This window comes from Nitrososphaera sp. (genome assembly GCF_013388945.1).
Lineage (GTDB): Archaea > Thermoproteota > Nitrososphaeria > Nitrososphaerales > Nitrososphaeraceae > Nitrososphaera.
Genome location: NZ_JACAEH010000010.1, coordinates 1 through 21,283, shown reverse-complemented (window position 1 = coordinate 21,283; position 21,283 = coordinate 1). Strand labels below are relative to the sequence as shown.

The window sequence follows — 21,283 nt, the reverse complement described above, 5'->3', positions numbered from 1 at the left end:
CGCAGACAGTAAGCACAGCCTGCTTTTAACTCCTTTTTCCATACCGGGCTTGAACAAGCTTTAAGTTGAGCCAAGCGATCCCCCTCTCTCATGTCCACAATGAAGTATATCCAGCTGGAACCGCACGGCGACATCGCCGTCGTCAAGATAAACAGGCCGGAGGCGCTCAACGCCATGAACGTTGACGTCATTTCAGAGCTATCGCGCACTATGGACATCCTCGCGGCCGACGAGTCGATAAGGGTAGTCATCATCACGGGGGCAGGCGAGCGCTCGTTTTGCGCCGGCGCAGACATTTCCTTCATGGTCAACATCGAGCCGATGCAGGCAGAGAAATACGCCTCATCTGCGCAGGCCGTCCTCAACAAGATAGAGAATCTCGAAAAGCCGGTGATAGCGGCAGTGAACGGCTTTGCGCTTGGCGGCGGGTGCGAGCTTTCGATGGTCTGCGACATCAGGATCGCCTCTGAAAACGCCAAGATAGGCCAGCCCGAGGTCACGATAGGCATCCCGCCGGGATGGGGCGGGACGCAGCGCCTGCTCAGGATAGTGGGGCCGGCAAAGGCAAAGGAGATGATATACACCGGCAAGATGATATCCGCAGAGGAGGCAGAAAAGATAGGCCTCGTGAACAAGGTGGTCAGGCTCGGGCCTGAAGACCAGCTTCCGCCGGAGGCGCCTGAAGGCGACAAGGCTGCAGAAAAAGCCCGTGCCGCAGAAGTGGGCAAGATACTGAACAAGAAGCTGATGAGCGAGTGCATGGCACTTGCCAAAGAGATAGCAAAGAACAGCTTTACCGCAGTCAAGATGAGCAAGCACCTGATAAACCGCGGCATGGACGCGGACATCGAGACCGGCCTGCGGCTTGAGATCTACGGCTGGGCGCTCTGCTTCTCACACGAGGACCGCAAGAACATGATGTCGGCGTTCCTCAACAAGGGCAAGAAATAGCTAGACGACGTGCGCCCCGACGCTGGGCCTGCAGGGAAACGTCCGGCACTTTGCGCCGGCCTTTCCAAACCCTGCGGCCATGGCCTGAGCCACCTTTTTTGAATTCCTGCCTGTCTTCAAGAACGCAATGACTGAAGGGCCGGCGCCTGATATCGATACTGCAAGGGCGCCGGCGGCAAGCGCGTTTTCCTTCACCGAATCAAATCCCGGTATCATGTGCTTTCTTGCCGGCTCTACAATGGCGTCGTCGATGCCCCTTGCTATCAGCTCCACGTCCTTCAGGGCAATCCCTGCCACGATAGTGCTTGCGCCGGACACGTTGCGGACCGCGCTTTTCAGCGGGACTTCGCTTGGAAGGACGCTCCTTGCCACCTCTGTCTTTCTCTCGGGGACAGGGATCGACGGCACAGCTACTACAAGGCAGAGGTCGCGGGGCGGCGCCATGCGCACAAAGCGCGGGACGGGACCGTCTTTCATGCTGGATATAACAAAGCCGCCAAGGACGGACGCTGAAACGTTGTCGTAGTGCCTTGCGCCTGCGCTTGCAACTTCACCTTCGGCAGCGTACTCTACTAATTTCTCCTTCTTTATCTTCAGTTTGTAAAGGCCGTCAAATGCGACTGCCGCGGCTGCTGCAGAAGCGGCGCTTGAGCCCATGCCATAGCCTGCAGGCACGCCTTTTTTCACCTTCACCTCGAGGTTGTCCTTTATTCCAAAGTCCTGCGCCATCTTTTTGACAACAAGCCCAGCCGAGTTGGACTCTGGAACAGACGGTATGGAAGCGTCAGACATCTTGATGGCTATCCTGCCGTCGGCGCCTTTCTGTCTCGTTATCGTGACCCTGTCGTACAGCGCGTCAAGCGCAAGCCCGAACACGTCGTAGCCGGGCCCGAGGTTTGCAGTCGACGACGGAGCGACAGCCGTGCAGGATTTCACGGCCAATCTACGCGTCCTCCCCCTGATTAAGGGTTCGGGAAAGCGCGGCAGCCAGGTTTATCATGCCGCTCATGGTGGTGCTCGACACGGCAATGAGGCCGGGCGCAAAACCTGCGCGGGTCATGCTGCGCGCAAGGTCCTTGCTCAAAAGCGAGTACTCGCTCTCCTTCTCTGCGCTCAGCGCGACTTCAAGCGCCTGCGTGGACGCCGCCCAGTCCAGGATGTCCTTCAGCTTGTCGATTACAAGGTCGCGCTTTGTGAGCACGTTTACCTGCGCTGTCTTTAGTCGCAGTTTCACCGACGAGGCCAGAAGCGATATGGACACAAAGTTGATGGGCGACGAGACGAGAGTCGCGTCAAACGCAAAGATTGTTGTCTTGTTGTCTGCGTTGAAATTCGACACAAAGTAGGGCCCGCTTGCCCTGAACGCAAACAGCTCTATCTGGCCCGGCGTGTCCACTATGACATAGTCGGCGTTCAGCTCGTCAACTTGATGCTGCATCTCGTCTATCTTGGTAGCCACCATGTCGCTTGCCATGATTAGCGCGCCGTTGGGCCCCAGGCTGAAGTTGTCCATCAAAGTCCCGATGTCGATGAAATCGCGCACGTCGACGTCAGGCTCGTATGGTAGCGACGCTACGCCCGGGTCGAGGTTGAGCGCTATGGGGTAGGCGCCGTTGTCGCGGTACCACTGTAACAAGCGCGAGGTGAGAAGCGATTTTCCAGAACCTGCAGTCCCGGTCACAAAAACGGCGTTGGCCATCTTCCTGCAATCTGCGCGCCGGCGTATATCTGCTTTACACATTCGTTATTATATGACATGTTGTGTATGTGCGCTGACTTTGAACTGGCGAATCTTGGCGGTCCCCGCCAGCATCGTGCCGTTTGTCATCATCTTTGTGACCACAAACGTCACGCCCCAGGACATATTCGCAGTAGGTCTGTTTCCGTTCATGGCCGCGGCGTTTGCAGCCGTTACAAGGATAATGCTCCAGGCCTACAGGTTCAAGTACTTTATCCGCAAGTTCATCGGCCAGGATATCTCCTCTACGGGGAGGACGATGGCTGCCAGGCTTGCCGGCGAATTTGTAACATACACGACGCCTTCCTACGTCGGGGGCGAGTTTGTCAGGATAGCCTGGATGTCAAAGCAGGGCGTGCCGCCGGGCAAGGCTGCCTGGGTCGCAACGATGGAGATAATAGCCGACGTGTTTGCAGTCACCATCCTCGGGTTTATCGCCGGCGCGCTGGCGATAATGAAGGGCGGCACCACGATAGGCATCACAGTCATACTGCTTGCGCTTCCCACCTTTTTGTTCTGGTTCATAGTCATAGTCTACTCTGCCAAGCGCAACATGCAGGTGCCGATGTTTATAGTGAGGATTGTGGAGCGGTTTGCGCAGAAAAAGGCCGAGCAGTACATCGGGCAGGTGAACAAGGCGCTTGGCGACCTGTGCACGATGAGCCGGGAGAACTTTGCCTCAAGCCGGGTGATAAGGCCATTTGTAGTCGGTCTTGCGATAACCTTTGCCTCGTACGTTGCTTACGGCGTGTCGTTCTTGGTGCTTGCAGAGACCATAGGCTCAGGGATAGGGCTCTTTGACTCGCTCATGGCAGTTGCAGCCTCAAACGTGGTGGGCAACATACCAATTACGATAGGCGGTTCCGGGCTTACTGAGCTTGGCATCTGGGCCTACGTTTCGAACCTGTCTACCATCCCGAACTTTGAGGAGATAGCCCAGGACTCGAAGCTGAACGTGATAATCGCCTGGCGCATAGCCTCGTACCACGTTCCGCTTGTCATCATGTGGATAGCGATTATGAAGCTTGCAATAGGCAAAAAGCCGGCCGAGGCCGCACCGAGCTAGTCGTCGCCCTCTTCTTCAGAGGATGACGAGGGAACAGGCATGTCGGATTCCACGTCCATCAGCGTCAGTTCCTTTATCTCAAAATTGTAGATGGCCTTCATTTCAAGCCCGAATTTCGTCTTTAAAAGCTCCACAACCTTGTCGCTCAGAGGCGCGGTGTAGACTGAAATCTTGAACTCGTAGACAAACCCCTTCATGAGGTCGTTTGTCTTGACAGACTTGGGAAGGCTGATGCCCTCTACTATGACCCTGCCGTCGGGCATCGGCTCGTACACCTGTATGTCGAGCCTGAGGTCCTTGTCGTATATCTCAAGTATGTAACCAGTCCTTGTCATCACCTCGGGCTTGCCAAACTGCGCTGCTTTTATCTCGTCCTCGGCCCACTTTGGCAGGCCCTCTTCCTGCGCTTCGGACTTTTTCGCCTTGGGCATGTGTCACCCGCGTCTGGTTGGGCAGAGGATTTAATGTTTTCCCACGTGCATTACCGGCGCAAAACATGTACTACCGCTCTGTTGGATTTTTCTGCATGAAACCGCGTCTCAACGCGCAAGACCAGTGTCTACAAAATATTAGCTGTTGGTTGCTGAATGATGACACTTCAATTTAACGTCGTTTTCCTAGGCTAGTTGGCATGACCAACTTTTCCAATAACTGGGTCAAGGACAACCGGCAGAACATGTCGGAGAGGCTGAAAGAGAGCCTCGGACCGCAACAGCCGCTGAAGCCTAGGATCGAGTTCGCCAAGAACAAACTCCAGGCGCAGAACCAGAAGCTTGACGCTATTTTAGAGAAACTCCGCGGCAAGGAGAAGAACCTCTTCAACCAGGTAGTCTCCGCGCTTCAGAGGCACGACACGCAGGCAGGAAGGATGGTGTCAAACGAGCTTGCACAGGTTCGCAAGACGATAAAGACCATATCTCAGCTGAAGATGGCACTTGAGCAGATACAGATGCGCCTCGAGACAACGATGGACCTCGGAGACGTTATGGTGGCAATCGGGCCGGCGATGGGCGCCCTCACACGCGTGAGGTCGGGCCTGTCAGGCGTGATGCCAGAGGTCGACCGCGAACTGGGCGAGATAAACGGCGTGTTCAGCGACATCATGATGTCTGCAGGGTCCATGGGCAACACATCGTTTGCCTTCGACGCGGCAGGAGAAGAGGTCGACAAGATACTCGCAGAAGCCGGCGCAGTCGCAGAGCAGCGCATGAACGAGAGCTTCCCCGACGTCCCGGTGGGCTCCTCGTCAGGCTACAGGTCGTCCGCAGGCGAGAACTCGCAGCAGTAAGCGAGCCTCCCTTTCTTTCCTTTTTCTATTTTACTTTACAGTTACCGACTTTGCCAGGTTTCTCGGATAATCCGGGTCTGCGTTCTTGGCAAGCGCCAGATAATATGCAAGCATCTGCAAGGGGATGACCTCAACAATGGGGTAGAACGCCTCCTGCTCCATGTGCGGTATCTCGATGAAATGGTCATAGATCTCGTCTTTTGCGTCGGATATGCCGATGACAGTTGCGCCCCTTGCCTTTATCTCGTGCGCGTTGGAGATAGAGTCGCTGTGAGTCGCGTCATCCGGGCTCAGCATCACCACAAGCGTGTTCTTTTCCATGAGCGCAAGTGGTCCGTGCTTCAGCTCGCCTGCCGCGACTCCCTCTGCGTGCACGTAGGCAAGCTCCTTCAGCTTGAGCGCGCCTTCAAGCGCAATGGGGTAATGCGCGGACCTGCCAAGCAGGTAGATGTCGTTAACGTCGCTCAGCTCGCCGGCCATCTTTTCGATGGCAGGCTGGCACATCGAGATGACCTTCTCTGCAGCCGCCACAAACTCGGCCTGCTCGCCTGCCTTGAGCGCGCCGCCTGCAAGCCTGTCGGTGACTGCGTAGGCAAGAGCAAGCTGGCCCGTAAAGCTCTTTGTCGCCGCAACTCCTATCTCGGGGCCGCAGTTTGTCGACAGGAAGCAGTCGCTTGACCTTGCAAGCGACGACGTGGTGACGTTCACTATCGCAAGCACCTTGGCTCCCTGCGCCCTTGCGGTCTTGATGGCGGCAAGCACGTCGGCAGTCTCGCCGCTCTGCGAGATGGCGATGACGACAGAATCAGAGTCGATGGCGGCAAGCCCGTCCTGCGCCTCGCTTGACATCACGGTCTCGGCGCGCACCTTGGCAAAGCGGGCCAGGATCTGCTTGAATATGAGCGCAGAGTGATAGGAGGTTCCACTTCCAGTGATGTAGACGCTCTTGGCGTTCCCCAAAATCTCGCAGAATTTTGCCATTGCAGACTTGTCCTGCCTGGCCGCGTTTGCTATGGTAAGGCGCTGGTCGTTTATCTCCTTGAGGGTATATTGTGCGTACTTGCCCTTGTCTGCCTCGCCAAGCTCCCAGGCCACCTGCGTTATCGGCCTTGCGACCGGCACGCCGTCAAAGTCAAAGATCTCCATTTTCGTGTTGTCGATTACCGCGATATCGCAGTTGTCAAGAAATATTGCCTTGTCCGTGTGCTGCAAAAATCCGAGCACGTCAGACGAAACAAAGTAGCCGTCGTTACCGACGCCAATTATGAGCGGCTCCTCGTACCTTGCGCCGGCAATGGTGCCGTCTTGGAAAGCCGCGACAAAAGCATAGCTTCCGCGCAGGCGCTTGCACGTCTGTATTACTGTCTTCTTTACGTCGCTTCCGTGGTGTATCTCCAGCAGGTGGGCTATCACCTCGCTGTCAGTCTCTGACGAAAAGACATGGCCCTGCGCAATAAGCTCCTCTTTCAGTTCCTTGTAATTTTCGATTATGCCGTTGTGAACTACGGCGATGTTGTTCTTGCAGGCAGAGTGCGGATGCGCGTTGCTGTCGGTGACGCCGCCGTGCGTCGCCCACCTGGTGTGGCCGATTCCAATCAGGCCGGACATATCGCTTATGCCGAGGTTCTGGTTGACCTCCGCGACCTTGCCGGTGCCCTTGCGCACCATCAGGCTGCCGTCCTTTATCATCGCAACGCCAACGCTGTCGTAGCCTCTGTATTCCATCCTCTTCAGGCTGTCAACTATTATCGGTGCGGCAGACTGCCTGCCTTTGTATCCTATTATCGAGCACACGGTATTCCCACTTGGGATATCGTGTTTAAAACATTTATGAAAAGAGCTTTTCACCGCTATATGTTAAGTTATAATGGTTCGAGCGTGAATTGGCATACTTTATTGTATTTTTTATTATACTGCTATAAAGTATTATATAATACAGGCTGCTATGTTTAGCCATGACAAGGAAATCCCTGGTGACAGAATCCGACGGCCAGGTCTCTGCGAAAAAGATAACAGTATTCAAAGACGTCGCGCAGATGCGCGTACTTGCAAACCCTGTCGCCTGGAGGATAATGGAACTCTTGTCAAGACAGCCGATGTACCCCGCGCAGGTGGCAAAGGAACTGCGGATCTACGAGCAGAGCGCCTACTATTACATACGCCGGCTGGCGCAGGTGGGCGCGATTGAAGAGGCCGGGAACAATTTTGTCCGGGGCGGCACCGCGCGGCTTTACCACGCTGCAAGCCCCGCGTTTGGGGTCGAGCTTGGCTGGGGCGAAACACCAGTCGAGTCGCCGGGTGCAACCCGGCACAAGAGCGCCCTGAGGTTCTTCGAGGGTTTTGTGAAGGACGAATCGTTTGACGGCCTCATGGTGGTTGGCGCGCCCGAGCCCCACGGCCCCTACAAGTCGTCTGCGCGCGACGGCCACTACGCGGTGCACCTTGCGTTCTTTCTTGGCACGATAACAAACGCCGCGCCCGGCGAGTTTGTGGTAAAGCTGGACGTGGACGCCAAGGCAGAAAAGGTGCTTTCCGGCCACAACCTTGTTTCAATAGGCGGGCCGGGCACCAACATCGTGACTGCAGAGTTTAACCGCTATCTGCCGATCAGGTTTGATGAAGGCAACTTTTGGTCTGGGCTTGTCGACAAAGCCGGCAAGCGCTACAGCTCTGACAACCACGGGCTAATCGCCAAGATCCGCAACCCGTACGACGAGTCGTCAAGCCTGGTAGTGGTGGCAGGCGTGCGCTCGGCAGGGACAAAATCGGCAGTAATAGGCCTCACCACCTACAGCGAGGACGTGCTGAGAAAGTTCAGGGGAAAGGAAGACTGGGCAGTGGTAGTGCAGGGTTTTGACATGAACGCCGACGGAAAGATAGACCACGTGGACGTCGTCAGCTAGGATGCAGGAGTCGCCTCGGCGCCCTGGGGGGTTGCCGGCGGCGCAACTTCAATGTGCACCAGTATCTGGCCTTCCTCGTCGGTCCTGACTATGTAGCCGGGCCTGTTGACCTTCCTGTTGCCTATCGAGACGTGGCCGTGGCTCACTATCTGCCTTGCCTGGTACGGCGACTTGGCGCCGGACCTCTTCATGATTATGGTCTGGAGCCTGCGCTCAAGCAAGTCCTCCACCTTCAGGTTGAGTATGTCATCAAGCGTCGTGCCTTCCTTTGCAAGGCCTATCCTCGAGAGGAAGTTCAGGAGCCTCTTTTCCTTCTCGGCGCGGACCTCTGCAGTCGCTGCAAGAAGCGCCCGGGCCTGGTTGCGTATCCTTGCCACCTCTGTCTGGGCGGCCCAAAGCTCGCGCTTGTTCCTCAGGCCGTACGAGCCCATGATGTAAAGTTCAGCGTTAAGCTGGTCTGTAGACCAGATCCTCCTTGGGCGGTGGAACATCTTTTTCTGCTTTCTAGGATCGCCCATTTGTCACACCTACTTTTTCTCCGGCTCCTTTGCCGCCGGCTTGGCTGGAGCTGCGCCTGCTGCCGGTTTAGCCGGTGCCGCGCCAGCCGCTGGTTTGGCTGCTGCGCCTGCTGCTGGGGCCGCACCCGCTGCGCCTGCCGCCGGTGCTGCTCCAGGCACTGCGCCCGGCATCATCTTGACCTTCTTGACTCCGACTGCGCCGCCCTTCCTTCCAGTCGTCCTGGTGCGCTGGCCCCTTACCCTGAGGCCGAACATGTGGCGGTATCCGCGCCAGCTCATGATGGTCTTTTCCCTGTCGACGTCGTTTCCTATCGAGAAATCGAGATCAGAAGTTATCAGGTGGTGCGTCGTGCCAGAGTCCATGTCCTTCTTTCTGTTGAGGTACCATTCAGGAACCCCGACCTTTGCCGGGTTTGTCAGGGCCTGCTCTATCTGCTTTACCTGGCTGTCTGTGAGAAAGCCGACGCGCGTGTTAGGGCTTATCCCTAAAGACTGCGTCAAAACTTGCGCAAAATTGTAACCTACGCCTTTAACCTCGCTGAGGGCGACGAGCAGTTTCTTGCTGCCTTCAACGTCCTTCCCTGCGATTCTGAGTATGTGTTTGTACTCCGAAGCGGACAAATCACCATGCAAGCGTATATTCGGCAATAAAAACCATGCTGGGCTCTCTTGCGCGCAATATTTGCAATATTTGCAACAAATCGCCCGTGGCTCGGGCCCCGATTGGCCGTTATTCAAATGTCGGGGAGGTTTTGTGAAAAAAATTGAACTGTATGCGCGGATTGATTCATGTAAATCATTATAAGCTGAATCCTTCCAAGTAGTGTGGAAAAGATGCCGTCAAAGAAGCAGCCGGGCGCAAAGCTGGTCGCCAAGCCTGCCAAGACAGAGGAAGACCTTGCCTACGAAGAGTACCTGCGCCAGCTGGAACTTGCGCTCGAAAATCATTAATTTTCACTGCACGCCTTCTGATGTATGCCCGAATCTGGTTTTCGCACTACGCAACTGCAGTATCTTTAAATCTCTAACGCTCCCAGCTTCTTTTCCGTATCATGAGTGCCAAGTTAGACGACCTCGTCCACAAGTCTTACAGCTCAAAGCCCAAGTATAGCGAGATAATGCCCGGCGTGCCCGAGGACTACAAGCAGCTAAAGACCCTCGGCGACCTTTTGAAGATAAACTACAAGCACGTGACTGTCGAGGAGCAGCTGCGCGGCAACCTGATTGCAAAGCTAAAGGCCGGCGAGCACCCGTACCCCGGCATCATTGGCTACGACGATGACGTCGTGCCGGCGGTAAACCGGGCGATTCTTTCCGGCCACGACATCTTGCTCGTCGGCCAGATAGGGCAGGCAAAGACAAAACTTGCGGAGGCGATAGCGAAAAACCTGCTTTCGCCCATACCTGTTGTCCGCGGGACTGTTACAAGCGACATCCCCACGCTCGTCCCCGAAGACCACATGGCCGCGCTTTTGACAGGAAGCGAAGTGGTCCGGACCACGCCCGAGTTCACGGTGTCCCGGGAATGCGAGGACATCATCAGGCAGGACAAGCTGGAGACAAAAATAGACTGGGTCTCAGGCGCCGACAGGTTCAAGTACATTCTCTCGACTCCAGACATTTCGGTCAAGGACCTGGTGGGCCAGATAGACGCGATAAAGATAGCCAAGAAAGGAGTAGAGCTGTACAGCATGGAGTCGTATTCTGCCGGCCAGCTCCTGCAGGCAAGGCACGGCATACTTTGCATCGACGAGCTTCCTGTGCTCGACCCTAGAAAGCAGGTCGCGCTGCTAAGCGTGCTCCAGGAAGGGCGCTTTACCACCGGGGCGTACCCCGTTATCTTTAGACCGGACGTCAAGATAATCGCCACTGCGAACCCCATCGACTACACTCACTCGGGCAAGATAATCGAGCCGCTCTTTGACAGGCTGCGCAGCCACATCGACACGCACTATCCCAAGACCGTCGAGGACGAGATGATGATAATGGTGCAGGAGACGAGGGTGGCAGACGCAAAGAACGTCTTTCTGCCCGTGTTCGTCATAAAGGCTGTAGCCAAGATAACGCAGATGACCCGCGCCCACTCTGGCGTCAACCACGACAAGGGCGTGAGCGTCAGGATGGCCGTGCACTCGATGGAGATGATGGTCGGAGAGGCAGAGCGCGCCCGGGCAATAGTGCACAACATCAAGGCGGTGCCGCGCTTTTGCGACATCCACTGCATCCACCAGTCGTCCAAGTTCGAGCTTGCAGAGATGGAGGACACGCGCGAAAACCGCAGGGGGATACTTGACTCTGTCATCGACGCGGCATTGAAGGAAGTCTCGCTTGAGTACGTCTCAAAGCTTGCACCCGAGCAGATATCGAAGATGAAGGCCGAGTTTGCAAGGAATAAGGAGTTCCAGGTCTCGCAGGTGCTGCCCGGCGGCAAAAAGATGGAAGGCGACTACGAGTCGCAGCTTGCCAAGTTCCCCGCGCTCAGGCAGGCAGTCAGCGAGACCGTGACCGCGGTAAAGGAAGAGCAGAAAGAGCTGGTCGAGCGCGCAAAGGAGCTTGGAATCGGCACCGCAAGCATCGCGGCAGTCGACCTGAACGGCGAGCTCACGGCCGCGGTGGCAGAGGTGATACTTGAAGGGCTCAGGCACACCGAGCCCCCGCTCCTTGACAAGAAGGACAACAGCTATGCCCTCTCGCAGTAGGACGCCTGGCGCAAGAAAATACGTCTATTTTCCACACGAAGGGGAAGGCGAGCAACAGCAGCAAAAGTCGCAGGGGACGTCAGACCTCCCAAAGGACGTCCTTGACAAGATGCTAAAGGTGGCAGGACGAGAAGCGCTCAGGGAAAAGACCCCTAGCCTGCAGGAGCTGGAGCAGGCGCTTGAAGGCGCAATGCAGTCCATGTCGGAAGGCAGGGAAGGCGACTCGCGGCAAAAGAGGGGGTCGCAGGCCGGCACAAAGGAAGACGACGCCGACGGCATGCCTCTTGTGCGCAAGCTGATGCAGAAGGGATACCTGAAGGACTCGCCCAAGTGGCTCTCGGGCAAGGGCTTTGTCCACATCGGAAGCAGGATACTTGACGACGTGATGAAGGCGCTCAAGGCCGGCGATTACGGCATGCACGAGACTCACGACTACGGCCAGGGCTCTATAGTGCTTGACACGAGCAAAAAGTACGAGCCCGGCGACGACATCAGGCTTCTAAACGTGCCCAAGTCTTTGCTCAACACAATCCAGCGCACTTCAAAGGGCGGAAAACTGAAACTTCCGCTGCAGATAGACGTCGAGGACTTTGAAGAGTACGAGACAATGCAGGACGTGCGCGTCGCAGTGGTGTACTGCATAGACCTCTCGTCTACCATGCGCTACTCGTCGATGTACGGGGACATGAGCAGGATTGAAGCGGCCAAGCGGGCGCTGTGGAGTTTGTATCTTTTGAACCGCAAGTTCTTCCCGTCAGACTCTGTCTACATCGTCGGCTTTGGCGCTCTTGCGTCAAAGGTCCTGCCGCACGACATCCCTTACTTGAAGACGTTTGAGCCGGGCACCGACTTTTTGCACTACACAAACTACCAGGCCGCGTTCCGGCTTGCAAGCAAGATCCTGCAAAAGGACGGCGCGGAAAACAAGCGCATAGTGCTTGTCACCGACGGCCACCCAAGCGCATGTTTCATAGACGAAAAGGGCGAGCAGGAAAAGATACTCTCCCAGCGCCCGTACTCGCACTTTTACACGCCTGACAAGGACACGCTTGCCCAGGTCAAGAGCAACCAGGACATGGAGCTCGACGTGGCTTCAGGCGAGCTTGTCTACCTGTGCTACAGGTACAGGCAGGTCGACCAGTACATCGGCGAGCGCACCATAGTGGAGGCCAAGAAATGCCATTCGATGAAGATAGACATCGACACCATAATGATAAGCGAGGAAGACTCGCTCCTTGGGTACGTCAACGAAATGGAAAAGTACGTCAGGGGCAGATCTTACTACATCAACCCAGCAGACATTGACAAGGTGCTGCTCACAGACTACCTGAAGAACAAAAGACAGCAGATGCTGCGGGCACGGTCCTACTGACAAGCTTAATATAATGAGTTGAGAGAGTCTTGGACAAGCAACGAAAAATGCTGGCTGTTTTTGACGTGGAAGGTGTGCTGCTGGACGCAGAGTACCTTCCAGTCCTCGCTTCTGTTATGGGCCCGGAGAAGGAGAAGGAGATCTGGGACATCACCAAGGCCGGCATCAGGGGAGAGATAAACTGGGAGCAGGGCCTTGTCAAGCGCGTGCACGCGCTCAGGGGCATACGTTACGAAAAGGCAAAGGAGCTTGCCGAGAACCTGCCGATAATGCCTGGCGCAAAGGAGCTGTGCGCGGCATTGAAGAAGGCCGGATGGAAGATGATTGCCGTGTCAGGCGGCTTTACGATAATCACCGACAGGCTCAAGGCCGACCTTGGCATCGACAAGATATTCTAAAACGAGCTCGTGTTCAAGGACGGCAAGCTCGAAGACGTCGTGCTCAAGGTGACGTCTGACAAGGCGGCAGCGATAAGGCAGACTGTAAAGGACTGGGGCATAAAGAAGGAGGACATCGTCGTCGTAGTCGACGGGGCAAACGACCTGAAGCTGTTTGACATCGCCGGCTACACTGTGGGATTCTGCCCCGTAGAAATTGTGAAGGAAAAGGCGGACGATACGATAGAGCGGCGCGACCTGAGCCTGCTCTTGCACCTGCTTGAGAAAAAGTTCGGCAAAGCGGTGCTTGCCGCTAGCTCGTAGCTTCTTTCATCCGTCGCTCAAGATGCTCTAAAATTATCTCGCTTCCGTCGCCAAAGAGCCAGTGCAGGACCTTCTTTACATCTTCGACGCTGACTAGGGCATCGCCCTTGCTTACGTCCACGCCGTTGGCTGAAAGGTCCTCTACCAGGACTTCTGAAACGGACCTGCCTACCATCGGCTCCAAAACGCCAAAAGCCTCGCGCCATCTTGAAGCAGGATACGATCTGGAAGGTTCATTCTTCCAGTACTGGCTTATCATGTTCTTTCCCGGCCGCCGCGATTGAAGCCGCTTTTTCAATCAGTTCAGCATCCATCGCCTCGGGCCTTGTGGACACTATCATCATCCGCCTGTCTTCTGCAGAAATGGGAAACAGGTGCTCGTCGAGGTTGGCATAGCGCAAAATCGCATGCCTTGCCTTGCCGTGAAAATCCTCGGAAGCCCTAGCTATGCTGAATACTATTTCGGCCTGCAGGAGCATGGTTGCCAGTTTTTGCTTTGAAGGCACAGGGAATCCCTTCCTGAGACAGGTGCCGACAAGTTCGCTTCCTTCCGATATGACGACGGCGAGTATGCCGTCATCCATCTCGCAGACCCTGCGGCAGAGGCCGTCAAATTCCCTTTCCGCGTACCTTACAAAGGCGTGGCTCATCTTTTCTTCACCAGATCATGTATGACTTTGACAAACGACGGATCCTTGCGTTCTAGCCCAAACTCGGCGTACGTGCTGTACGCAACTCTTTTCAGTATAACGTCAACGTCGCCCTGAAGGATCGAGAGCATCGTCTGCCTGAACCCTTCCGGGTCCTCGATCAACAGCCTGCCGACCGGCATGCCTGACTGTGTGGAAATGTGAAAACAAAGCGCCGCCGTGGTGTCCCTGCCAAGCACCTGCTCCAGGGACGAGAGGGCTGACTGCCAGACCCTTGAATGGTCAAAGCCCAGTTGAGGCCTTTCAAGAACCGGTCCTGCCTCATCCTCTCTGCCGTTCATGAATTTACGTTTGGTGTCGAATTATATCAGTAGCAGGAATTCTCTGCAACATACCGCATGTATCCGACCTCCTGTGCACCGGTTTGCAATCAAATAACTACAGTGCAATTTATTAGACATGCACACCATAATACGGGTGAGCATTGGGCAAGGCTCCAAGAAAGACCGAAGGCATCACCTTCAGGCTTGAAAAGGATACCCTTGACAGCCTGAAAAGTGAGTCGGAGAACAAGGAGATCAGTCTGAACACGCTTGCAAACCAGATATTCAACCAGCACGTGGACTTTTCCGCGACCGCCGGCAAGGCAGGCCTCGTCTCCTTTCCTAAAGCGCTACTTGTAAAGATACTCGACAGGTTCACCGAAGAGGAGATTGCCGAGATAGCCAAGCTCATAGCCCAGACGGAGATGGCGGACATCACCTACATCATGAGGCGCAAGTTCGACCTCGACTCCTTCCTTGAAGTGACCGAGTCGTGGGTCAGGGCGTCAGGCTTTCCGTACCATCACAACGTAAAGGACGGAGAGCACTCGTTTGTCATACAGCACGACATGAGCAAGAAATGGTCGCTCTACCTTGCCAAGCTGTTCGAGTACACCTTCGAGTCGCTGACAACCAAGCCAGCCAAGTTCAGCGCGACAGGCAACACTGTTGTTTTCACGGTGCAGACCTAGCCCTGCCTGGCAAGCTCGCGGCGTATCCTGTCCATCATTATTTCAGTGGCTTCGGCGCCAAAAAGGCTCGCAAGCGCCCTGCTGAGGTCTTTCAGGGAGTAGGCTTTGCCCTGCTCGAGCATGATTCCGCCAAACTCGAGGTCGTGGAATAGCGCCCTGAGCGCGGAAGCGCCGATGACTGCAAGGCCCCGTTCTATCACTCCTCTTAAAACAGCGCCGTCGATAAGCTGGTCGCCGTGCTTGCCCTTTGGCGCGCGCACTTTTTTCAGTCTGTACGGCTAATATAAAAGACTGCCGATAGCGCGCTAAAGAGCAGCTTGGTTTTTCTATGCCCTTGCATCACCAAGTGCAAGTCATGGAGGTAATCCCGGTAAGGGTCGCCGGCGACATTGTTGCCGGCAGCAGGCTTGATGGCATCATACTTGGCGCGCTTGCCGAAAGCCGTGTGGAACTGGCAGGCGCCGACGTGGTCGTCATCGCACAGAAAATAGTGTCAAAAGCCGAAGGCAGGGTGGTCGACCTTGACAGCGTAAAACCCTCACAGAGGGCGCGAAAACTTGCCCTGCAGCTGCGCAAGGACCCGAGGATAGTCGAGCTGATACTGCAGGAGTCAAAAGAGGTGGTCAAGATACAAAACGGGATAATAATCACAGAGACAAGGCACGGGCTTGTCTGCGCAAATTCCGGAGTTGACCAGAGCAACCTTGCAGGCAGGGACAGCGCCGTGTTGCTGCCAAAAGACCCGGACGCGTCCGCGAAAAAACTCCACGCGCTATTTCTGAAAAAGACAGGCAAAGATGTTGCAGTGATAATAACAGATACTTTTGGCAGGCCGTTCCGGGAAGGCCAGGTGAACGTCGCAATCGGGGTGGCCGGCCTGCGCCCGATAAAGAGCTACATCGGCAAGAAGGACATGTTTGGCCGCAAACTGCACGTGACAGAGATAGCGGTTGCAGACGAAATAGCGTCGGCGGCAGAGCTTGTCATGAACAAGTCCGACGGCGTGCCCGTTGCAATAGTCAGGGGGCTGAAGTTCGATAAAGATGACCGGGCTTCTGCAAAGCCTCTCGTCCGGCCCAAGAAAAATGACCTTTTCAGGCATCCTAAAAAGGGTTAATATAACGCCGTTGTCAAAATATGCTGTTTAGCATGAGCACCGTTACCCCGACAAAGTCAATTGACGTGAGGGGGCTTTACTGCCCGGAGCCTGTCTTCCGCACCAAGATGGAGATAGAGAGGCTGTCAATAGGCGACGTGCTAAAGATAGTCGCCGACGACCCCGAGTCTGAAACGGACATTTCAAGGTGGGTCAACCGCAACGGCCACCAGCTCGTGGCGCTAAACAAGAACGGAAAGGACCTCGAATTCATAATAAAGAAGGCGAAATAAAATGACCGCGGTAGCAAGCCCTGACGTCGTCCAGCGAATAGGACAGACCCCGCTTCTTGAGCTCAAGTCGTTTGCGACAAAGAACGTCAAGTTCTTTGCAAAACTTGAATGGCACAACCCGTTTGGTTCCGTCAAGGACCGCGCGGCGTACTGGATGATTAAAGACGCAGAAAAGCGCGGGCTTTTGAAGAAAGACAAGAGCATAATCATCGAGCCCACGTCGGGCAACACTGGCATCGCGCTCACGGGCATCGCAAGGGCTCTTGGATACAAGGTCGAGATTGTGATACCTGAGAAGGTGAGCGACGAGACAAAGGCCATCCTGAGGCACCTTGGCGCGACTTTGCACGAGACGTCAGACGACCTGTGCCCGCGCGTAGGCTCGGGGACTGACCAGAGCATCGCCCTTGCAAAGGCGATATCAAAGCCGCGTCCTGACATTTACTACATGCCAAACCAGTACGAGAACGACGCCAACTTTCTTGCGCACTATGAAAGCACGGGGCCTGAAATCTGGAAGCAGACAAACGGCACCGTGACGCACTTTCTTGCAGGCACCGGCACGGGAGGCACCATAACCGGGACTGCGACCTACCTGAAGGAAAAGAACCCGCGCGTCAAAGTCATCGCCGTGCAGGCGCAGCCAAACCACCTTTTGCAGGGGCTGAGGAACTTTGAGGAATCTGCAATGCCCGAGCTATTCAAGAGGCGCGAGTCCGTGGTCGACGAATGGTTCACCGCGACAAACAAGGACTCGTTTGACGCGGCAAAAATGCTTGCCAAGAAGGAAGGGCTGCTGGTCGGACCATCGTCAGGCTCTGTCATGGCCGGGATGCTGAAAGCCGCTGAAAAGATAGACGCAGGCGTCGTGGTCGGGATTTTCGCAGACGACGGGCGCAAGTTCAAGAGCCTCTACGTCAGGGAAGGTATATTCACGGAGCAGGAATACGACAGCGCGCTTGCAAACGCCAAGCACATGTCAAAACTTGCTTACAGCCTGAACTAGCTTTTCTTTAACTTTAAGAGTTTGTATGCACTTCTGCTGTACGATGGCAGACATTATTCTTCCACAAATTATAGTTGATATGGAACCTGTCACTTGGGGCTCAAAAATTGATAGGGAAAGAAGGAATGAGTTTAGCAACAAGCTTCTCGAAGCGATAAGAGAACAATTGCCGAATTACAACCTGAGCATGCTACGGGCGGTGCTTGCTGAAGGTTTCGTGTCAATCAAACTAGACTTCTACCTAAGCAAGAAACATTTTGACCGTGCTGCCAAGAACGAACACAAAAACATCGATAATCTGTGTAAGATTCCAATCGATTCTATCTATGAAAATATCGTTGGTGATATCAAGAAGGATTGGCTTGTCAATGAAATCATTGCCAGAAAACATCAATCAGATCTAAAACAGTATGTTGTAGTCGAAATTGCAAGATCAGCCTGAACTAGTTTCCGTGCCTCTGCTCTGACAGCCATCTTTCTACGTCTATTGCTGCCATGCAGCCAAACCCTGCGGCGGTAACGGCCTGCCTGTAGCGGTGGTCGTGCACGTCGCCTGCTGCAAACACTCCTTCCACGCTTGTGCGGGTGTGGTCCTTGAGTACCATGTAGCCCTTGTCGTCAAGGTCCAGGTGCCCCCTGAAAACCGCGGTGTTGGGCTCGTGGCCTATCGCCACGAATATGCCGCCCGCTGTAATCTTGCTCTCCTTGCCGGTGTTTGTGTCCTTTATCGTTACTGCAGACACTTTCTTGTCGCCGGTGATGTCGGTGACAACGCTGTTCCAGGAAAACTTGATCTTGGGGTTTGCAAGCGCCTTTTCTGCCATTATCTTGCTTGCGCGCAGAGAATCGCGCCTGTGGACTATTCTCACCGACTTGCCAAACTTTGTCAGGAACGTGGCTTCCTCGACAGCCGTGTCGCCGCCCCCTACTACCACGATGTCCTCACCGCGGAAGAACGGCCCGTCGCACGTGGCGCAGTACGACACGCCGCGGCCGCCGTACTTTTGCTCGCCTGAAATGCCTATCTTGCGTGGCGACGCTCCTGTGGCGATGATGACCGCGTCGGCGGTGTAGGTCTCGGCGTGGGTTGTTATCGTAAACGGCCTCTTTTTAAAGTCGACCTTTATCACTTCGTCGTCGACAATCGCGGCCCCAAAGCGCTCGGCCTGCTGGCGCATGTTCATCATGAGCTCCGGCCCGAATATGCCTGTTGGAAAGCCGGGATAGTTTTCCACCTCGCTTGTCGTCATCAGCTGGCCGCCTGGAAGAGTGCCTGATATTATCAGGACCGAAAGCCTGGCGCGGGAAGTGTAGATGCCTGCAGTGTAGCCTGCAGGACCCGAACCTATGATGATAACATCGCGATGATTGCTAGTCTCGGACAAGGTGCGCCAAGCCGGAAATCCCTCAACCTCTTAATAATTTGTTCGGACGGTTATCCTGTAGTGTATTTTCATGATTATTTTCAGACATTGGAAGGCCATTTCGCAAAAAATCCTACCTGCTCTGGCTGTAGTTGTGCGCTTTACATTCTTGCAAGCCGGCTGTTGAATTTATCTGCGACCTGCCTGTGCTTCCTGCAAAGCGCCGGGTTTTTCAGCGTCCTTATCAGATCCTCCTACCAGTGCGCGTTGAACAGCCTGCAAGTGCTGTCGTCGCAGAACGGCTCGCCTTCTGTCAGGAAAAAGAACATAGCCTGCAGTGCAAAGTTTGTCGCCGCGTCAACAATCCTTTCGTCGCCGTAGTCTACGAACCTGCCCCGGACGCTTTTCTTTGCAGACTCGGCGTCAAGGCCAAAGCTGAGGCCAAAGTAAAACTCCCTCGGCTTTGCCGGCGCCTCGACTATTCCCGGCACCGAGATTATGGAAGGCGTGCCGCAGATGACTGTCCGGACATGGTAGCGCCAGTCGTCCTCTGAAAACGTACACGCAAGCAGGTCTGTGAAAATGATGTGCAGGTGATCAAGACTTTTTTCCTTTTCAGGAATCGCCTGCGCAAAGATCTGCTGCAGCTGGAAGCCGTCGTACAGCCTGACGCTCTTGCCGTACAGGTCAAAGTCCTTCTGCACCTTTGGCTGTGCGTGGAAAGGCTGTGCAATGTATGAAATCATTGCCTGCTCTGCAGGCAGAACGACTGGCTTTCTTGCGTCAATCTTGCATTTTGGGAATATTTCCAGGACGCCGGACGCCACTCTCTCAGTGTCGATCGAAGGTGTGCGGTAAAAGTGGGCGCGGGAAAAATCCAACAAAAAGGAAAAGGGAGGGAGCGTATTTTACTTTGCCTTGAGCCTCGGCGGGTTTGGCATCTCCTTCAGCTTGCCAAGCGCCACTTCTGCCGCCTTTCTTCCTGAAAGAAGCATCGCTCCAAACGTCGGGCCCATCCTCGGCAGGCCGTGGGTTTCAGTCACCGACATGCCTGCTGCGATAAGGCCCGGGAAGACCTCGCCGGTGGCGTTCACGACGTTGTCCTCGCTTCCTTCCACCCACATCGGGTCCATGCCCTTCCACTTTACGTACCCTCTGTCCATCAGGCGCCTGACCGCAACCGAGTCGTGGCCTGAAGCGTCTATGACTATCTTGCTCTCAAGGGCGACAGGGTCCACGCATGTGATGTTCCTTGGAAGCGCCGAAACTGGCATCCAGTTGACCACCACGCCTGCTACGCGTTTGGTCTTTGGCTGGTTCGGAGTCTCCTTCAACACCAGGTCGTCAAACTTTGTCAGCTGCAAAAAGCGCACGCCGGCGTCACACGCCGCTGCTATCAGCTTCGAGCACGCGTGCGGGCCCCATGTCGCATAAAGGCCGTCAGATATCTTGCGATAGGGAACTCCGAGCTCGTCCCAGACTTTCTGCGCCGGCGCCCTTACGGTCACCGGGTTCATCATGTACCCGCCGACCCAGTATCCGCCGCCGATGTAGTTGTTCTGCTCGACGATAAGGGTGCGCACGCCTGCCCTTGCAAGCTCGCGGCCTGCGGTCAGCCCCGCAGGTCCTGCGCCTATGATTATGACATCAGAATCGACATACTCGTTCATGGTCTCGTTGAACATCTGGGCTATGGTTCTTGTGATCTCTTTCTCGCTGGTGTCGGAGAATATCTTGGCCATGAGGCTAGCTCCGATGCCTCGGTATTAATAGATTGTTGGCCTCAGCAGAACATCTGCACAAAGCCCGCGTAGGCCTGCCTTATCTTTGCCTTCCTGGGCGGGTTCTTGAAGCCGTACGCGTTTATCGCTTCTACTATCTTTTTCACGTTGCCCCGCGCCTTTGCGGCCCTTGCGACGTCAAGGAGCACGTTTCCGGCGTTTGCGCCGTCGCTTGTCCTGAGAGTCAGGTCCATGATTATTTTTGCACCAAGGAATCCGTCGCTTGACATCCAGTAGTAGCTGTTGCGCGAGTCGCCAAGAAAGTCGGTGTATTCAGTCGTTCCTGCGACTGACTCGAACCTGTACGGGGCTTCAAGGCCGATGGAACTTGTCTTCATTCCCCTCTTGAGCATCTTTATGCGCTCGTCCATCGTCTTTTTCGTCTCCTCGCTCCCGCCGACGTCTAATTGATAACTTTTTGAGACGTGCACGCCGCGCTCTACCATAAAGTCTATCATGCCCTTGTGGAATGCTGTTCCGCCAAACTGGCTCAGCAGGTCGTCGCCGGCAAGCACCAGCTTTTTCTGTGCGAATCTGGCTGCAAGCACAGAGTTGGCTATCTTGGCTGGAGTCGCGTTTACAAACGCCGCCCCTGCCTTGAGCGCCACTTTTGCATACTCTGCAGAAGTCCTGTCCATCCCGGACGATATCAGGTTCAGGACAACATCCGGCTCTGAATCTTCAAGGGCCTTTGCAAAATCAGATGCAGAAACAGTCGTCGCCTTGTCGGCGTCGTGGCTGTCAAGCGCGATGCCCGGGCTCACTACGACCTTGCCGTCCCTTACCTGGTGGTATTTTGCCGCGCTCTCTATGGCCACCTGGGCAAGGCTCTTTCCCACCTT

The 21,283-nt window shown here is 55.2% G+C and carries 27 protein-coding genes; 13 read left to right on the top strand and 14 right to left on the bottom strand.

Features of this window, described 5'->3' with window-relative positions; all coding sequences use genetic code 11:
• The first annotated feature begins 99 nt into the window (after positions 1 to 99).
• On the top strand, positions 100 to 951 hold the full coding sequence (locus tag HXY31_RS05865) for an enoyl-CoA hydratase-related protein (RefSeq protein ID WP_366933084.1): 852 nt from the start codon (positions 100 to 102) through the stop codon (positions 949 to 951).
• Here the strand turns inward: HXY31_RS05865 and HXY31_RS05860 are convergent, their stop codons facing one another.
• Together HXY31_RS05860 and HXY31_RS05855 are read right to left on the bottom strand one after the other, a co-directional pair.
• Positions 952 to 1,887: a homoserine kinase gene (locus HXY31_RS05860; RefSeq protein WP_292640795.1), complete on the bottom strand. Its 936-nt coding sequence runs from the start codon at positions 1,885 to 1,887 to the stop codon at positions 952 to 954.
• Positions 1,888 to 1,894: 7 nt separating this feature from the next.
• Positions 1,895 to 2,650 (bottom strand): ATP/GTP-binding protein, encoded by a 756-nt coding sequence (locus HXY31_RS05855; RefSeq protein ID WP_292640792.1) that lies wholly within the window; start codon positions 2,648 to 2,650, stop codon positions 1,895 to 1,897.
• A gap of 94 nt (positions 2,651 to 2,744) precedes the next feature.
• Between HXY31_RS05855 and HXY31_RS05850 the strand changes: the two genes are divergently transcribed.
• Positions 2,745 to 3,755 (top strand): lysylphosphatidylglycerol synthase transmembrane domain-containing protein, encoded by a 1,011-nt coding sequence (locus HXY31_RS05850; protein ID WP_292640790.1) that lies wholly within the window; start codon positions 2,745 to 2,747, stop codon positions 3,753 to 3,755.
• Here the strand turns inward: HXY31_RS05850 and HXY31_RS05845 are convergent.
• Positions 3,752 to 4,186, bottom strand: coding sequence for a hypothetical protein (locus HXY31_RS05845; protein WP_292640788.1), 435 nt, complete (start codon positions 4,184 to 4,186; stop codon positions 3,752 to 3,754). The genes HXY31_RS05850 and HXY31_RS05845 overlap by 4 nt on opposite strands.
• Before the next feature lie 200 nt (positions 4,187 to 4,386).
• Here HXY31_RS05845 and HXY31_RS05840 point away from each other — a divergent pair, with 200 nt between their 5' ends.
• Positions 4,387 to 5,043, top strand: a complete 657-nt coding sequence (locus tag HXY31_RS05840; RefSeq protein ID WP_292640785.1) for a Snf7 family protein — start codon at positions 4,387 to 4,389, stop codon at positions 5,041 to 5,043.
• A 30-nt stretch (positions 5,044 to 5,073) separates the two neighbouring features.
• On the opposite strand, the gene glmS is transcribed toward HXY31_RS05840, so the two are convergent.
• On the bottom strand, positions 5,074 to 6,837 hold the full coding sequence (gene glmS, locus HXY31_RS05835) for a glutamine--fructose-6-phosphate transaminase (isomerizing) (protein WP_292640783.1): 1,764 nt from the start codon (positions 6,835 to 6,837) through the stop codon (positions 5,074 to 5,076).
• A gap of 161 nt (positions 6,838 to 6,998) precedes the next feature.
• Between glmS and HXY31_RS05830 the strand changes: the two genes are divergently transcribed.
• Positions 6,999 to 7,946, top strand: coding sequence for a helix-turn-helix domain-containing protein (locus HXY31_RS05830; RefSeq protein ID WP_292640780.1), 948 nt, complete (start codon positions 6,999 to 7,001; stop codon positions 7,944 to 7,946).
• Here the strand turns inward: HXY31_RS05830 and HXY31_RS05825 are convergent.
• Positions 7,943 to 8,464, bottom strand: a complete 522-nt coding sequence (locus tag HXY31_RS05825; RefSeq protein ID WP_292640778.1) for a 30S ribosomal protein S4 — start codon at positions 8,462 to 8,464, stop codon at positions 7,943 to 7,945. The genes HXY31_RS05830 and HXY31_RS05825 overlap by 4 nt on opposite strands.
• 9 nt (positions 8,465 to 8,473) lie before the next feature.
• Complete coding sequence (locus tag HXY31_RS05820) at positions 8,474 to 9,085, bottom strand: 30S ribosomal protein S13 (RefSeq protein WP_292640775.1); 612 nt, start codon at positions 9,083 to 9,085, stop codon at positions 8,474 to 8,476.
• Positions 9,086 to 9,516: 431 nt separating this feature from the next.
• Between HXY31_RS05820 and HXY31_RS05815 the strand changes: the two genes are divergently transcribed.
• From HXY31_RS05815 to HXY31_RS05800, 4 genes are read left to right on the top strand one after another with little or no spacing between them, the layout of a single operon-like run.
• The gene (locus HXY31_RS05815; RefSeq protein WP_292640772.1) at positions 9,517 to 11,163 is read left to right on the top strand and encodes an AAA family ATPase; all 1,647 of its coding nucleotides are present in this window, start codon (positions 9,517 to 9,519) and stop codon (positions 11,161 to 11,163) included.
• The gene (locus HXY31_RS05810; protein ID WP_292640770.1) at positions 11,147 to 12,535 is read left to right on the top strand and encodes a VWA domain-containing protein; all 1,389 of its coding nucleotides are present in this window, start codon (positions 11,147 to 11,149) and stop codon (positions 12,533 to 12,535) included. The genes HXY31_RS05815 and HXY31_RS05810 overlap by 17 nt, the downstream gene beginning before the upstream one ends.
• Before the next feature lie 29 nt (positions 12,536 to 12,564).
• A complete protein-coding gene (locus tag HXY31_RS05805) occupies positions 12,565 to 12,933 on the top strand; it encodes an HAD family hydrolase (protein WP_292640768.1) in 369 nt (122 codons plus the stop codon).
• A gap of 9 nt (positions 12,934 to 12,942) precedes the next feature.
• Positions 12,943 to 13,236 carry an HAD hydrolase family protein gene (locus tag HXY31_RS05800; RefSeq protein ID WP_292640765.1) on the top strand — a complete coding sequence of 98 codons (294 nt, stop codon included), beginning with the start codon at positions 12,943 to 12,945 and terminating at the stop codon, positions 13,234 to 13,236.
• On the opposite strand, the gene HXY31_RS05795 is transcribed toward HXY31_RS05800, so the two are convergent.
• Genes HXY31_RS05795 through HXY31_RS05785 form a run of 3 tightly spaced genes read right to left on the bottom strand, consistent with a single transcriptional unit; the run spans position 13,226 to position 14,227 of the window.
• The gene (locus HXY31_RS05795) at positions 13,226 to 13,495 is read right to left on the bottom strand and encodes a hypothetical protein (RefSeq protein WP_292640762.1); all 270 of its coding nucleotides are present in this window, start codon (positions 13,493 to 13,495) and stop codon (positions 13,226 to 13,228) included. The two genes, HXY31_RS05800 and HXY31_RS05795, sit on opposite strands and share 11 nt — an antisense overlap.
• Positions 13,470 to 13,886 carry a hypothetical protein gene (locus tag HXY31_RS05790; protein ID WP_292640759.1) on the bottom strand — a complete coding sequence of 139 codons (417 nt, stop codon included), beginning with the start codon at positions 13,884 to 13,886 and terminating at the stop codon, positions 13,470 to 13,472. The genes HXY31_RS05795 and HXY31_RS05790 overlap by 26 nt, the downstream gene beginning before the upstream one ends.
• Complete coding sequence (locus HXY31_RS05785; protein ID WP_292640757.1) at positions 13,883 to 14,227, bottom strand: hypothetical protein; 345 nt, start codon at positions 14,225 to 14,227, stop codon at positions 13,883 to 13,885. The genes HXY31_RS05790 and HXY31_RS05785 overlap by 4 nt, the downstream gene beginning before the upstream one ends.
• A gap of 143 nt (positions 14,228 to 14,370) precedes the next feature.
• Here HXY31_RS05785 and HXY31_RS05780 point away from each other — a divergent pair, with 143 nt between their 5' ends.
• Positions 14,371 to 14,901: a hypothetical protein gene (locus HXY31_RS05780; RefSeq protein WP_292640754.1), complete on the top strand. Its 531-nt coding sequence runs from the start codon at positions 14,371 to 14,373 to the stop codon at positions 14,899 to 14,901.
• Here the strand turns inward: HXY31_RS05780 and HXY31_RS05775 are convergent.
• Entirely contained in the window at positions 14,898 to 15,161 is a 264-nt protein-coding gene (locus tag HXY31_RS05775; RefSeq protein ID WP_292640752.1) for a hypothetical protein, read from the bottom strand. The genes HXY31_RS05780 and HXY31_RS05775 overlap by 4 nt on opposite strands.
• Positions 15,162 to 15,256: 95 nt before the next feature.
• On the opposite strand from HXY31_RS05775, the gene cofE reads away from it, so the two are divergent.
• Genes cofE through HXY31_RS05755 form a run of 4 tightly spaced genes read left to right on the top strand, consistent with a single transcriptional unit; the run spans position 15,257 to position 17,738 of the window.
• Positions 15,257 to 16,018, top strand: coding sequence for a coenzyme F420-0:L-glutamate ligase (cofE, locus tag HXY31_RS05770; protein ID WP_292640749.1), 762 nt, complete (start codon positions 15,257 to 15,259; stop codon positions 16,016 to 16,018).
• A gap of 32 nt (positions 16,019 to 16,050) precedes the next feature.
• Complete coding sequence (locus HXY31_RS05765; protein WP_292640746.1) at positions 16,051 to 16,290, top strand: sulfurtransferase TusA family protein; 240 nt, start codon at positions 16,051 to 16,053, stop codon at positions 16,288 to 16,290.
• Position 16,291: 1 nt separating this feature from the next.
• Positions 16,292 to 17,296, top strand: coding sequence for a PLP-dependent cysteine synthase family protein (locus tag HXY31_RS05760; protein ID WP_292640743.1), 1,005 nt, complete (start codon positions 16,292 to 16,294; stop codon positions 17,294 to 17,296).
• Positions 17,297 to 17,339: 43 nt separating this feature from the next.
• Positions 17,340 to 17,738: a hypothetical protein gene (locus HXY31_RS05755; RefSeq protein WP_292640740.1), complete on the top strand. Its 399-nt coding sequence runs from the start codon at positions 17,340 to 17,342 to the stop codon at positions 17,736 to 17,738.
• A gap of 1 nt (position 17,739) precedes the next feature.
• Here HXY31_RS05755 and trxB read toward each other — a convergent pair whose 3' ends face one another.
• The 4 genes from trxB to HXY31_RS05735 all read right to left on the bottom strand — a co-directional run.
• A complete protein-coding gene (gene trxB, locus HXY31_RS05750; RefSeq protein ID WP_292640737.1) occupies positions 17,740 to 18,681 on the bottom strand; it encodes a thioredoxin-disulfide reductase in 942 nt (313 codons plus the stop codon).
• Positions 18,682 to 18,914: 233 nt separating this feature from the next.
• Positions 18,915 to 19,541 carry a DUF6775 family putative metallopeptidase gene (locus HXY31_RS05745; RefSeq protein WP_292640736.1) on the bottom strand — a complete coding sequence of 209 codons (627 nt, stop codon included), beginning with the start codon at positions 19,539 to 19,541 and terminating at the stop codon, positions 18,915 to 18,917.
• A 27-nt stretch (positions 19,542 to 19,568) separates the two neighbouring features.
• Positions 19,569 to 20,402 (bottom strand): sulfide-dependent adenosine diphosphate thiazole synthase, encoded by an 834-nt coding sequence (locus HXY31_RS05740; protein WP_292640734.1) that lies wholly within the window; start codon positions 20,400 to 20,402, stop codon positions 19,569 to 19,571.
• Positions 20,403 to 20,443: 41 nt separating this feature from the next.
• A partial coding sequence (locus tag HXY31_RS05735; RefSeq protein WP_292640731.1) for a hypothetical protein occupies positions 20,444 to 21,283 on the bottom strand: 840 nt, incomplete at its 5' end.